Source organism: Paenibacillus sp. FSL R5-0470 (assembly GCF_037975205.1).
Lineage (GTDB): Bacteria > Bacillota > Bacilli > Paenibacillales > Paenibacillaceae > Paenibacillus_AQ.
The window spans coordinates 4,918,406-4,931,167 of record NZ_CP150238.1 but is presented as its reverse complement, the minus strand read 5'-3'; the positions used below and the strand labels follow the sequence as shown (position 1 = coordinate 4,931,167).

Genomic DNA, 12,762 nt, shown 5'->3' with positions numbered 1-12,762 from the left:
CAAATAGCATCACTAATAAATGAAAAGGAACGCTGCAGATTTGAATGCAGCGTTCCTTTTCATTTATATAACAGCAAGGGAGGTAGGTCCCTGAATTTATCCTAATCGTTTGAACCGGCCCTGAATCTCTACAGTCTCCACAACGTTGACGAAGGAGCTTGGGTCTGCCTCAAGAATAGTTCTCCGCAGATTTGCAAGTTCATACCGAGTCGTTACAGTCATTAGCATGGTATTTCCCTCATGACTGTATCCACCCTCTGCATTGACGACAGTGATGCCATGAGGTAACTCTCTTAGACGGGTTAACATCATCTCCCGTTCTTTGGTAACGATAAAGCAGGTCAGCTTCACATGGCGAATATGGATCATATCGACTACTCTACTCTTTACAAAAATACAGAGCATAGCGTATAAGGCGGAATCCCAGCTTTTAAAGAAGCCTAAACTCAGAATAACTAATCCATCCATTAAGAACATGATATTCCCCATGGGAATATCCCGTTTACGTGAAATAATCGAGCCTAATATATCAAATCCCCCAGAAGAGCCCCCAGTACGGAGAGAAAACCCAACGCCCCCAGCAATAATTACTCCGCCGAAAATACTTGCAAGAATGGGGTCCTTGGTCATTTGCACCTCAGGAATAATGGTAATGAACCAGGTGGTGGCCACGACGGAAAGCAAGCTTAGTAAGATGTACTTTTTCCCCACTGCAATAAATCCCCAGACAATTAAAGGAAGGTTTATTACAAAATAAAGTTTAGAAATGTACTTCGGATCCGTTAAATAACCGACGACCGAAGCCACCCCTGCTACCCCACCGCTCAGAAGCTGATGAGGAATTAGAAACAATCGCATCCCGCTTGCAATTAAAAAGGCTGAAAAAATAATGATAGCTACTTCCTTGAGTGGTCTGACTACGGTCCGCATGTTTTGCGGTAACCCGTAACTTCGAACTTGCATGACACAAATCCCCTCTTTTTCTTATGTCTTTATAGTCTGCTCTTTTTGAAAATATAAACCCACTATATTTCCAATTAACAAGGATACCACAGATGGAAGTGTTCGTAAAAAATAATTTTATCGTACTGATTATATTTATTTATATAGGTGTGTACTATGAACTCTTTCACAGTTGGACTTGCAATTCTGTCATTTCTCCTTGTCTAAAGTGAGTAATTATCGCATATCCATGGATAAGAGAAGGACAAACAAGCCCTGAATATCATTCTGTGTGAAATAGTAAAAGTTAGGAGTGGAGTGGATTGGACAAGTATGTAAGCTGGATGGCGACTCTTCGGCTGTTCTCGGGTAGTGCGGAGATTATAGCTGCACTGATTATGCTGCGGTTGAATCAGGTAGACAAGGCGCTTGCAGTCAATTCTGGACTAGCTTTGGTAGGCCCGACGATCTTGATATTGACGACAGCGATCGGACTTACAGGGATGGCTCAGCAGTTGTCCTGGAGCAAACTGGGCTGGGTCGGTTGCGGTGTAGCCTTTCTCTTAATCGGGATTCTAAAAAAATGATAGATGATAGGCATATTGAGCGCGTACAAGCATAAATATGGAATAAAGCAATTAGATAGAGGACAACTTGGGGGTACTTTGTATGGCAGATGATTGGTTGCAATTGTTTCCTGAAAAAGTAAGAGCACTATTAAAGTGCCTTCCCCTTCCGCTACTTGGAATGGTGGAAGAGATTCGGGTCCGTGAAGGTCGTCCGCTGGAGATTAACTATTCAGGTAAATATCACTTTCTTAGAGCAAATGGCAGCGTAACGCAAAGGCCGGAAGAAGCCTATAGGCCGGATCGGGAGGACACTCATAGACTGCTAGATCTGATCAGCAACCATTCACTATATACGATGGAAGAAGAGCTGAGAAAGGGATTTATTACGATTCCTGGCGGCCATCGAATAGGACTTGCTGGTCGGACGGTGCTGAGTGGTGGTGGTGTGGAGCATCTACGCGATATTACAAGCTTCAATGTTCGCATAGCCCGTGAGGTTCCCGGAGTCGCGGATAAAGTGCTACCTTATCTGCTGGACAAGGGGAGGCAGCGAATGATGCACACCTTGATCCTCTCGCCTCCACAGCACGGGAAGACAACACTTCTTCGCGATATCGCAAGACAAATCTCCTTAGGAGATTTGGGGAAACGTGAAGGCGGAAGACCCGGTATGAAGGTGGGGATTGTCGATGAACGTTCTGAAATTGCCGGAAGCAGACGCGGGATTCCCGCCTTTGATGTTGGTCCGCGCACAGATATCCTCGACGGCTGTCCCAAAGCTGAAGGCATGATGATGATGATTCGTTCCTTGTCACCGGATGTATTGATCGCTGATGAGATTGGTCGTCCAGAAGACGCTGAAGCAGTCACCGAAGCGCTGCATGCTGGAATATCAGTCGTTGCTTCGGCTCACGGTAAAGAAGTAATAGAACTGGCTCGTAGGCCCGGGCTTGGCGGGCTATTGGAACAAAAGATGTTCGAAAGATACGTCATTCTGCATCGCTCAGAAGCAGGGCTCTCCTTTCGTGTTCTGGACGGACAGAAACGCGGATTACTTCTTATCTCACCCGGGGATCGATTAGGTGGTGATTTACATGCTTAAGCTATTCGGTGCCGTTCTGATTGTGCTGGCTGGTACGCTAGCAGGGCTCCAATTTGCAAAACAATATGCAGACAGGCCAAGACATATCAGAGGCTTGATAGCAGCGCTACAGCGGCTGGAAACAGAAATTATGTACGGCTTTACCCCATTGCCTGAAGCTATGCGGCGTATTGGGATTCAGTCTAAGGAACCGCTCAAAACGTTGTTTATTAAAACAGCTGAGGAGATGAGCCCACCCCTTGATCGAAGTGCCCAGGATGCCATTCAGAGGGCTATGGACTCGCATTGGAAGTCTACCGCATTGAAGGGGACAGAAAAAGAGATTCTCCGCCAGCTCAGTTGTACTCTCGGTACAAGCGATAGGTCCAATCAGAGCACTCATATCGCGTTAGCATTGCAGCAATTGAAGCAGGAGGAGTCGGTGGCCAGAGAGGATCAAGGCAAATATGAAAAATTGAGTAAAAGCCTGGGTCTGCTGCTTGGAGCATTGATCGTCATTTTGATCTTTTAGCGAGGTGCCAGGAATGAATATTGAAGTCAATGCGATTTTTCAAATTGCCGGCATTGGCATAATTATCGCCATGATACACACGGTGCTTAAACAGATGGGAAAAGAAGATTTCGCACATTGGGTTACCGTAATCGGGTTCGTCGTTGTGCTATTTATGGTTATTCGAATGCTGGACGGACTGTTGCAGGAAATAAAAACGATCTTTCTTTTTCAATAGGCGTGCTATGGAGATCATTCAAGTTGTTGGAATAGGGCTGATATCGACCATATTGATTCTCGTGCTGAAGGAACAAAAACCGATGTTTGCCTTTCTCCTCGCTACTGCCACAGGGATTCTGATCTTCCTGTTTCTAATCGGCAAGATTGGAATGATACTTTCCACACTGGAGCGGGTGGCAGAGTCATCGGGGATGGAAATGATCTATTTGAAGACCGTGTTCAAAATCATCGGAATTTCATATATCGCTGAATTTGGAGCACAGATTGTGCGTGATGCAGGGCAGGAATCGATTGCTTCCAAAATAGAGCTCGCCGGAAAAGTCCTCATTATGGTACTAGCTGTACCCATTATCAGCATCATTATTGAAACGGTCATGAAGCTGCTACCTGCTTAAAGCAATTGAAGGAAGCTAAGCAACGATTAGGGAGGAGAAGTTATGCAAAAGTGCAGTGTTTTTCGTCCTCCAAAATTAAAAATAATACTGCTGCTGCTCCCATGCTTCTTCATTCTATGGTTTGCAGGTACAGCTCAGGTGGCCATAGCTTCTCCAGCAACTCCAGCACCTGGATCGGGGAACGCCTCCCCAGTAGACCAGTGGGTCAAGGGTCAGGTGAACAATCTGCCAACAGATAAGGTGGAGTCGTACTGGGATCAACTGATGAAGGATTACGGAGGTTTTTTTCCAGACGGGGCAACACCATCACTTATGGACATGCTGCTTCCAGGGGATAAGGGACTCAGCTTACAAGGTGTATTATCCGGGCTTCTTGGATTTATGTGGCATGAGGTGCTGTACAACGGAAGGCTGCTGGTCACGATTGTCATGGTCAGTGTGCTCAGCATGATACTGGAGACGCTGCAAACCGCTTTTGAGCGAAAAACGGTCAGCAAGGTGGCTTATACGCTCTGTTATATGGTAGTGCTCGTTATTGCCGTGAACAGCTTCAATATCGCTATAGGTTATGCGAAGGATGCTATCGACCGGATGATTGATTTTATGATGGCCATGATTCCGCTACTGTTCGCGTTACTAGCTTCCATGGGGAACATTGTTACCGTCTCGGTCACACATCCACTAATTGTTTTTATGATTCATACCGTTGGCACACTGATCCACACCATTGTCTTTCCACTATTATTCTTCTCGGCGGTGCTGCATCTCGTAAGTGCATTGTCGGAGAAATACAAGCTGACCCAGTTGGCGAATCTGCTAAGAAATATCGGAGCCGGATTACTAGGAGTACTGCTCACTGTGTTCCTCGGTGTGATTTCAGTCAGGGGAATTACGAGTTCAGTGACAGATGGTGTTACGATCCGGGCCGCTAAATATATTACAGGCAACTTTGTTCCGGTCATCGGAAAAATGTTCGCAGATGCAACAGACACAGTGATCTCAGCTTCACTCCTGGTGAAGAACGCTATTGGGCTATCCGGAGTGATCATCATTTTGTTCCTTTGCGCTTTTCCGGCGATCAAAATTCTGGTGCTTGCTCTGATCTACAATGTAGCTGCTGCTGTAATGCAGCCATTAGGAGAGACGCCGATTGTGGTCTGCCTCCAGACGATCGGAAAAAGCATGGTGTACGTATTCGCTGCTTTGGCAGCTGTATCGTTAATGTTTTTTATGGCTGTCACGATCATGCTAACCGCTGGCAATTTAACCGTCATGATGAGGTGAGCTTGATGGCTATGCTAACAAAACTTAGCGGGTGCTTACGAAGCTAGTTTTGTACGAAGAAATTCTCTGAAGGCTATGCTAACAAAACTTTTAGGAGGGAAACGATGAGCTGGTTGGGCGATTGGCTACGAGAGATCATACTTGTCGTGCTGCTAGCATCATTCGTTGAATTACTGCTCCCAAGCAAATCCATGGAGCGTTATGCAAGGCTGGTGCTGAGCCTCCTGATCTTACTTACCATGCTTAGCCCGATCGTTTCTCTCCTTAAAGGTGACGCAATAGCCGAGCTGAGTATAGCCATGGGGCGTCAGGAGAAAGAGGGAGGCTTATTCACAGGAGGGGGAAGTGGAGATCCCTCTTTGGAAAAGATTCTGGCAGATGGTCAAAAGCTTGCACAAGGGCGACAGGATCAAAGCCTAAAGCTGGCCGCAGAAGAGGTTGCTGAGCAAATGAGGGAGCAGATCATCAGCGAGACCGGCAAACGCGGGGTTAATGTCACTGTAACGCTCGGCATGGGGAAATCCGGCGGCTCCGGTAATGAAGATATCCCTGTCATTTCTGCAGTGAAGGTCTCAATGTCCCAAGCAACAGCTAATTCCATAGGGGCTTCCGGTAATTCCAGCGCAGCCGCTGCTCCGCCGATTGCAATCGCTCCTGTAGAGCCTGTAGAAGTAAAGATCGGTACGAATCCAGAGAATGGATCAGCTTCTGCAGATGAGCCCAAAGCAGTGAACGGAAATGTAACAGAAAATAACACGACTTCAAGTGAAACGGAGTCCATCGTAAAGCTGTTGGAACAAAAATGGGATTTGGATCCCGAAGTAATCCAAGTGGATGGCGGCGTTGTGAATAACGTCAAGTTATGAGTCTGTAGCTTCTAAACTATCAATGTTAGGAGGGATAGGAGTGGGCAATTGGCTGAAAAAGCTGGAGCAATGGGCTGGGGGTGGGGCTGGCAGTCCGAAGAGAAGTCATACTTTTCGCTGGCTAATCATTCTGGGTCTGCTGGGCGCAGCAATTATGCTGTTTAATTCCTTCGTCAATGTGAAGAAGATTGATAACGAGAATACGGGGCGTGAGCCACCGCTGAATCAGTCCTCCCAAACGGCGCTGGTACAGAGTGATCCTGGAGCTACTAACTCGTTCGAGAGTATTGAACAGACACTGGAGAACCGGACGAAGGAGATTTTGGAAAAAATCGTTGGTGTCGGTACCGTTGATATCATGGTCACTGTGGAATCCACGGAAGAAATTGTCGTGGTGCGAAATATGAACGACTCCCAGCAGCTTAGTGAGGAGACGGATGCCAGTGGTGGAAAACGTCACACGACACAATATACGAGGGATGGCGAAATCGTAACCTACTCGCAATCGGGTGATGAAACACCTATTGTGACGAAGCGGATTAAGCCTCAGGTACGCGGCGTACTGGTAGTTGCCAAAGGTGCAGAGAACAAAGTCGTTCGTGGACTTATCGAGCAGGCTATCGAAAAAGGCTTGAATGTCCCAATTCAGCGCATTTCAGTAGTACCACGCAAACAAGAGTAGCAGGAGAAAGTCAAGAAGTGAGTGCTTCCGAAGCAGCCACTAGATTAAATTTTAGGAGGAATTAAGAATGAACGGCAAAAGACAAACAATATGGTTGGTTTCTATGCTCAGTTTGATGGTTGTACTCTCGGCATACTATTTATTTACTGAAGATTCCGGTGCATCGGTTCCAAAAGACACAGCAGGAACTATGCAGGTAGACTCCTTGAAAAAAGATACAGCAAACGCAGCATTACCAACGGTTGGCGACAAAGGTATCGTTGTGAACGAAGTGGTCAATCAAGGAGATGTTGTTGCTGATGGAGGCGTTGTAGATAACGCTACAGCCACTGACGATAGTGTAGCTACTGCAACTACTGATGACAGTGCAACTACAGCGGTTAAGGATGATAGCAGTAAAGCTGCAGCAGACAGCGGTAACTCTGAGAAAGCTTCGACGGACACTGCTGCAAAAGACTCCAGTAAAACTTCTGACACGGCAGCTAAGGACACAGTAGCTAAGGACACAGCAGCTAAGGATACAGCAACTAAGGATACGGCAGCTAAGGATACAGCGGCTACTACAACATCCAAAACCCCTGCTAAGAATGATAAAGAAATCCTGGATGAAGTAGCTTCACAAAGTGTATCGGCGAGCAGCATGTTCACTAACTACCTGTATGAACGTGAGCAAAAGAATCTAAAGAGCCAACAAGACTTACTCGCTTTGATTAACGATATGGAGAAGACGCCTGCTGATAACGCAGTTGCTCAAGAACAGCTCCTTAACCTTGAAGAAAAAGAATCTAAAATTACGGGCATCGAAGAACAGCTTCAACAAAAATATGGGGAAGCCATCGTGAAGGAAGAAGCTGGGGACAGCTATAAAGTAGTCGTACTGAGTGACAAGCTGGATGTAAAACAAGCGGTTAGCATCGTTGATCTCGTAATGAAGGAACTGAGTGTGTCTCAGGATAAAGTTAGTGTTCAATACGTTTCCGAGAAATAATAAGACGTGAAATTATAGGAAAAATGACGAAAGAGCTCGGGTTCTCCCGGGCTCTTTCCATTTCTAGCGTTTATGATATAATACATAAAGTTATCTTGTCCGCTTAAGAAGTGGCTTCGAGAGAAAGCTGAAGGAGTGAACTAATGTATGTTCAAGTTGAGCGAAATTAAGGAATTAATTAAATTGCTGGACCAGACCTCCTCTGTACATGAGTTGGAGATCGAAAGCGAAGGAATGAAGCTTGCAATTCGCAAACCGGATCGCCCTGAAGCTGATGGAACAGCAGTACTGGCGACTCCTTATAATGCCTATCCCTTTACGCCTGCCCCGCAGCCGCAGAGCGTGCAGCAAGTGTCCTATCCAGTAATCAGTGAGGTTCCTCCAGCGCAGCAGCCACAAGCCGTCGCAGAAGGCAAACTACATAAAATTGTATCTCCAATGGTGGGAACATTTTATAGTGCCGCTTCTCCGGAAATGCCATCGTTCGTTAATGTTGGAGACCGTGTTGGTGAGAAAACAACGGTATGCATTATCGAAGCGATGAAGCTGATGAATGAGCTGGAAGCGGAGATTAAAGGTGAAATCGTGTCCGTACTGGCCGAGAATGGTCAGCTTGTAGAATACGGTCAACCACTATTCTTGGTTAAACCGGAATAAATACCGCAGATTACTTATGGAGCGGAAGCTTCGCAAAACTTTGGGAGGAAACGCATGAACATTCAAAAAGTGTTGATTGCCAACCGCGGCGAAATCGCGGTCCGCATTATTAGGGCCTGCCGAGAACTGGGCATTTCCACCGTCGCGGTCTATTCGGAACCCGACCGGGATTCACTGCATGTCCGGTTGGCTGATGAAGCTTACTGCATCGGTCCGATGCCGTCCAAGGACAGCTATCTGAACTTTACAAATATTATGAGTGTAGCCACCTTAACAGAATGTGATGCCATCCATCCTGGTTATGGATTTTTAGCTGAGAATGCAGATTTTGCAGAAATTTGTGAATCTTGCAATATTATCTTCATTGGGCCATCTCCAGATGCAATCAACCGTATGGGTGATAAAGCTGTGGCGAAGGAAACCATGAAGCTGGCTGGAGTTCCGATCATCCCGGGCTCAGATGGCCTTGTAGGTGATGTTGAGGAAGCCGTCATGCTGGGTCGTGATATCGGATACCCGATTATCATTAAGGCTACCGCAGGTGGCGGGGGTAAGGGCATTCGGATTGCTGAGGACGAGGAATCATTGGTGAAGCAGATTACTGCTGCACAACAGGAAGCGCAGAAGGCGTTCGGCAACGCTGGTGTATATTTGGAAAAGTACCTTACAGGTATGAAGCACGTAGAAATTCAAATTATTGCAGATAAGCATGGTAATGTAGTGCATTTAGGTGAACGCGACTGTTCCGTACAGCGTCGTCGCCAAAAGCTGATTGAAGAGGCACCTTGTTCTGTACTTACACCGGATATCCGTGAAGCGATGGGGAATGCAGCAGTTCGTGCAGCACTCGCTGTGAATTATTCGGGAGCGGGAACGCTTGAATTCTTGCTTGGACCGGATGGACAGTTCTACTTCATGGAGATGAATACTCGTATTCAGGTAGAGCATCCGGTAACGGAAATGGTTACGGGTGTGGATTTGATCAAGGAAATGATTTCGGTTGCAGAAGGAAATCCTTTGTCATTTACACAGGAAGATATCGTGATTAATGGCTGGTCGATTGAATGCCGTATCAATGCGGAAGATCCAGAACGTAATTTTATGCCTTCACCAGGTAAAATCGGCTTTTATTTGCCGCCTGGAGGTCTCGGTGTTCGTGTAGACAGTGCGGCGTACCCTGGTTATACGATTTCCCCTTTCTATGATTCTATGATTGCAAAGCTGATTGTATGGGCACCCACACGTCAGGAAGCGATTGCAAAGATGAAGCGCGCCTTGGCTGAATTTGCCGTGGAGGGAATCCATACTACGATCCCTTTCCATCAGAAACTGTTGGAGCATCCTGTATTTCTGGATGGTAATTTTGACATCAAGTTTCTGGAAGAGTATGAAATTTAGGACGACTTCGCTTTGTTTGTCATAAAGTTCGTCAAATGATATAGTATGTTTAATAAGAGACGTGCTTTACGCTTGAATTTATGAGAATCTTTGTTGAAAGGTGTGAAGTCTAAAATGAGTACATTGCCGACAGAATACGAACGGACAGAAATCGGTGAGATCCAGATTGCTCCTGAAGTGATCGAGGTGATCGCAGGTTTAGCGACCGTTGAGGTTAAAGGTGTAGCTGGCATGAGCGGTGGTTTCGCCGGTGGTATTGTTGAGCTTCTCGGACGTAAGAACTTGTCTAAAGGAGTTAAAGTAGAGGTTGGACAACGCGAAGCTGCAGTGGATGTTTCTGTAATCATTGAATATGGTAACCGTCTTCCTGAAGTGGCTGCTGAAATTCAGCGTAATGTTAAGCGTTCCATCGAGACTATGACTGGTCTGACTGTTGTGGAAGTGAATGTGCATATTCATGATGTACAATTCAAGAACAACAACACTGTAGACAAGAACGAGGAAGCTGAAACGGTTCTTCGCGTGAAATAACAGTCGTCGTTCTTCCATAAACCCCCGACAGTAAAGTCGAGGGTTTACTCTAATTTAAGGAGGTTATGAGACTCGTGGCAAAAATTTTGGACAGACTTTTGCTGTTTGTCTACAGCTTAAGTATCGGAATATTATCTGTTATTGCCATCCTCCTCTTGAGCGGTGCTATTCCTAAAACTTTGGAGATTGAGAATGGACCAGCAGCTTATATTACTGCAATTGTAGTAGCAGTTGTCTTGTTCCTTCTGAGCATCCGATTTTTCTACATCTCTTTGCGTCGTGATCGCGCTTCTTTACCTTCTGTTGATCAGCGTACAGAGTATGGGGATATCCAGATTTCAGTGGAGACCATTGAGAATCTGAGTCTGAAGGCTGCCGGTAAAGTGAAGGGAATCAGAGATCTCAAATCGCGTATTCGCGTTTCTCAGGCGGGCCTTGAAATTACAATTCGCGCAGTAGTGGATGGTGAACATTCATTGCCGCTACTAACTACAGAAGTGCAACGTCAGGTGCATGATTTTGTGCAGGAGACAACCGGTATTCCGGTTGCTGATGTGTCTGTATACATTGCTAACCTCACGCAGTCTCCAAGCTTCAAAAGTCGAGTGGAATAGAGGTGAATTTCCCTTATGTCTTGGAAAGAAGTATGGGAAAGTCACGGGGGTAGAATCGCCGGAGTGACTTTCGGCATTGGTCTAGGTTTGATATATTTAATTTGCGGTTTTTGGGATATGTTGTTCTTTGCACTGGTAGTGTTCATCGGATATACGTTCGGCAAAAGAAAGGATAACGCAGAGGCTCCCCTGTTTCAGTGGCAGGAGCTGATTACGCGTCTATCCGGACGCTGGCGTCCCTTCAAGTGAACCGCGATAGTCTTTTTCCCGGAGCAGGAAGCCGTAAGTTTGTGTTGTCCAATGCCCCTGGAAGAAAGACTTTGCGGTTTTTTTAATTGTGAAAGATATCTTTAACGGACATCGGACAATAATCCTCTAAGGATTAGGGATAGAATTCGAAGGATTTGGGCTTAAAATAATTATAGGCGATGTCATTAAAGTCTGAATTATTATCACACTTGAGGTGTGAAGTTATATTTATGGTTGCCCGACGTTATAGAAGTTTGAGTAAAGATGTTAATGCGATATAAGATTTTAGGAGGAACACATGAAAAGACGTATAGCGAGAGAGATTATTGTCCAAAGCCTGTATCAGATGGAAATGAACGATGTAGAGAGCGCGGAAGCTGTAGAAATGCTGCTGGAGGAAGCTTCAGAGGAGAATGAAACCGAGCGAGTAATTACGGACGAAATTCAGCTTAAGCACTATGTGGTGGAGCATGTAAACGGTGTGTGGGAGCACAAGGTTGCAATTGACGATATGCTTGAGCATTACTTGAAAGGCTGGCAAATGAGCCGTCTGTCACGTGTGGATCGTCAAATTTTACGTCTTGCGGCGTATGAAATGGTGTTCGCGAATGATGTTCCGGCTAAGGTTGCTGTGAATGAGGCTATAGATTTGGCCAAGCATTTTGGAACGGATGATTCCGGTAAGTTTGTAAACGGTGTGCTTGGTAAGATGATCCAAGAGATAGATACAATTAAAGCTGACCATTCTTAATTTTAAAAAATATAAGCAAGTATAAGTTATTCACCTATTCTTTATGTTTTATATTTCTCGCATAAACGCTTACCGTCCACGTAAGGACGCCGAAGGCGTTTATGCTTGTACAATAGTAAAGTATATAAAAGGGGAGAGACTATCATGACAGCAGCAATCATCAGTGGTAAACAAGTATCTGAGGAAATTCGTATTGGTATTGCCCAGGAGGTTGCTGAACTGGCGAAACGTGGCGTGAAGCCCGGTCTGGCAGTAATTCTAGTAGGTGAAGATCCAGGATCACAAGTTTATGTTCGCAACAAGGAAAAATCTTGTATCAGCCTTGGTTTCCATTCGGAAGTGCATAAACTGGATGAGTCTACTACACAAGAAGAATTGCTGGCTCTCGTAGCGCAGCTTAATGGACGCGATGATATTGATGGGATTCTAGTTCAACTTCCATTGCCTAAGCATATTGAGGAAAAAGCTGTTATTGATGCGATCTCCGTGGAGAAAGACGTTGACGGCTTCCACCCTGTAAATGTAGGTAACCTAGTGATTGGTGCTGACAGTCTGCTTCCTTGTACACCTGCAGGTGTAATTGAACTAATCAAACGTACAGGAACAGGAATGGCTGGTAAACATGCTGTGGTCATTGGCCGCAGTAATATTGTAGGTAAGCCAGTGTCTTTGTTATTGCAACGTGAGAATGCTACTGTGACGATGTGCCATTCCCGTACAGCAAATATGCAAGAGATTAGTCGTCAAGCAGATATTCTGGTTGTTGCGATCGGACGCGCGAATTTCATTGACGCTTCGTACGTGAAGCCGGGTGCTGTTGTCATTGATGTGGGTATGAACCGTCTGGATAACGGTAAGCTTGCGGGTGACGTTGATTATGATAGTGCAAAAGAAGTTGCCGGATACATCACACCTGTTCCGGGTGGGGTTGGACCGATGACGATTACAATGCTGATGAGCAATACGCTGATTGCGGCTAAACGCCGTCACGGCTTGGAATAGGG

The 12,762-nt window shown here is 45.7% G+C and carries 17 protein-coding genes; 16 read left to right on the top strand and 1 reads right to left on the bottom strand.

Annotated features, from left to right (window positions below):
* Positions 1-96 precede the first annotated feature (96 nt).
* Positions 97-963 (bottom strand): YitT family protein, encoded by an 867-nt coding sequence (locus MKY99_RS21920; protein ID WP_081382878.1) that lies wholly within the window; start codon positions 961-963, stop codon positions 97-99.
* Positions 964-1,286: 323 nt separating this feature from the next.
* On the opposite strand from MKY99_RS21920, the gene MKY99_RS21915 reads away from it, so the two are divergent.
* From MKY99_RS21915 to folD, 16 genes are all read left to right on the top strand, one after another.
* Positions 1,287-1,529 carry a YqhV family protein gene (locus MKY99_RS21915; protein ID WP_036683194.1) on the top strand — a complete coding sequence of 81 codons (243 nt, stop codon included), beginning with the start codon at positions 1,287-1,289 and terminating at the stop codon, positions 1,527-1,529.
* 82 nt (positions 1,530-1,611) lie between these two features.
* Entirely contained in the window at positions 1,612-2,613 is a 1,002-nt protein-coding gene (spoIIIAA, locus tag MKY99_RS21910) for a stage III sporulation protein AA (protein WP_339266316.1), read from the top strand.
* The gene (gene spoIIIAB / locus MKY99_RS21905; protein ID WP_076284477.1) at positions 2,606-3,124 is read left to right on the top strand and encodes a stage III sporulation protein SpoIIIAB; all 519 of its coding nucleotides are present in this window, start codon (positions 2,606-2,608) and stop codon (positions 3,122-3,124) included. The genes spoIIIAA and spoIIIAB overlap by 8 nt, the downstream gene beginning before the upstream one ends.
* Before the next feature lie 13 nt (positions 3,125-3,137).
* On the top strand, positions 3,138-3,341 hold the full coding sequence (spoIIIAC, locus tag MKY99_RS21900; RefSeq protein WP_036682849.1) for a stage III sporulation protein AC: 204 nt from the start codon (positions 3,138-3,140) through the stop codon (positions 3,339-3,341).
* Positions 3,342-3,348: 7 nt separating this feature from the next.
* Positions 3,349-3,738: a stage III sporulation protein AD gene (gene spoIIIAD / locus MKY99_RS21895; RefSeq protein WP_042129828.1), complete on the top strand. Its 390-nt coding sequence runs from the start codon at positions 3,349-3,351 to the stop codon at positions 3,736-3,738.
* Positions 3,739-3,780: 42 nt separating this feature from the next.
* On the top strand, positions 3,781-5,022 hold the full coding sequence (gene spoIIIAE / locus MKY99_RS21890) for a stage III sporulation protein AE (protein ID WP_339266312.1): 1,242 nt from the start codon (positions 3,781-3,783) through the stop codon (positions 5,020-5,022).
* A 104-nt stretch (positions 5,023-5,126) separates the two neighbouring features.
* Complete coding sequence (gene spoIIIAF, locus MKY99_RS21885; protein ID WP_339266310.1) at positions 5,127-5,888, top strand: stage III sporulation protein AF; 762 nt, start codon at positions 5,127-5,129, stop codon at positions 5,886-5,888.
* 40 nt (positions 5,889-5,928) lie between these two features.
* Positions 5,929-6,570: a stage III sporulation protein AG gene (gene spoIIIAG / locus MKY99_RS21880; RefSeq protein WP_042190462.1), complete on the top strand. Its 642-nt coding sequence runs from the start codon at positions 5,929-5,931 to the stop codon at positions 6,568-6,570.
* Between the two features lie 67 nt (positions 6,571-6,637).
* Positions 6,638-7,558 (top strand): SpoIIIAH-like family protein, encoded by a 921-nt coding sequence (locus MKY99_RS21875; RefSeq protein WP_339266308.1) that lies wholly within the window; start codon positions 6,638-6,640, stop codon positions 7,556-7,558.
* A gap of 147 nt (positions 7,559-7,705) precedes the next feature.
* Complete coding sequence (gene accB / locus MKY99_RS21870) at positions 7,706-8,215, top strand: acetyl-CoA carboxylase biotin carboxyl carrier protein (RefSeq protein ID WP_149646747.1); 510 nt, start codon at positions 7,706-7,708, stop codon at positions 8,213-8,215.
* A 54-nt stretch (positions 8,216-8,269) separates the two neighbouring features.
* Positions 8,270-9,613 carry an acetyl-CoA carboxylase biotin carboxylase subunit gene (accC, locus tag MKY99_RS21865; RefSeq protein ID WP_042190455.1) on the top strand — a complete coding sequence of 448 codons (1,344 nt, stop codon included), beginning with the start codon at positions 8,270-8,272 and terminating at the stop codon, positions 9,611-9,613.
* A 114-nt stretch (positions 9,614-9,727) separates the two neighbouring features.
* A complete protein-coding gene (locus tag MKY99_RS21860) occupies positions 9,728-10,144 on the top strand; it encodes an Asp23/Gls24 family envelope stress response protein (RefSeq protein ID WP_042132343.1) in 417 nt (138 codons plus the stop codon).
* A 74-nt stretch (positions 10,145-10,218) separates the two neighbouring features.
* On the top strand, positions 10,219-10,758 hold the full coding sequence (amaP, locus tag MKY99_RS21855) for an alkaline shock response membrane anchor protein AmaP (protein WP_042129814.1): 540 nt from the start codon (positions 10,219-10,221) through the stop codon (positions 10,756-10,758).
* 15 nt (positions 10,759-10,773) lie between these two features.
* Positions 10,774-11,007 (top strand): DUF2273 domain-containing protein, encoded by a 234-nt coding sequence (locus MKY99_RS21850; RefSeq protein WP_042190453.1) that lies wholly within the window; start codon positions 10,774-10,776, stop codon positions 11,005-11,007.
* A 298-nt stretch (positions 11,008-11,305) separates the two neighbouring features.
* Positions 11,306-11,758, top strand: coding sequence for a transcription antitermination factor NusB (gene nusB, locus MKY99_RS21845; RefSeq protein ID WP_042190451.1), 453 nt, complete (start codon positions 11,306-11,308; stop codon positions 11,756-11,758).
* A 144-nt stretch (positions 11,759-11,902) separates the two neighbouring features.
* Entirely contained in the window at positions 11,903-12,760 is an 858-nt protein-coding gene (gene folD / locus MKY99_RS21840) for a bifunctional methylenetetrahydrofolate dehydrogenase/methenyltetrahydrofolate cyclohydrolase FolD (RefSeq protein ID WP_042129810.1), read from the top strand.
* The last annotated feature ends 2 nt before the right edge of the window (positions 12,761-12,762 follow it).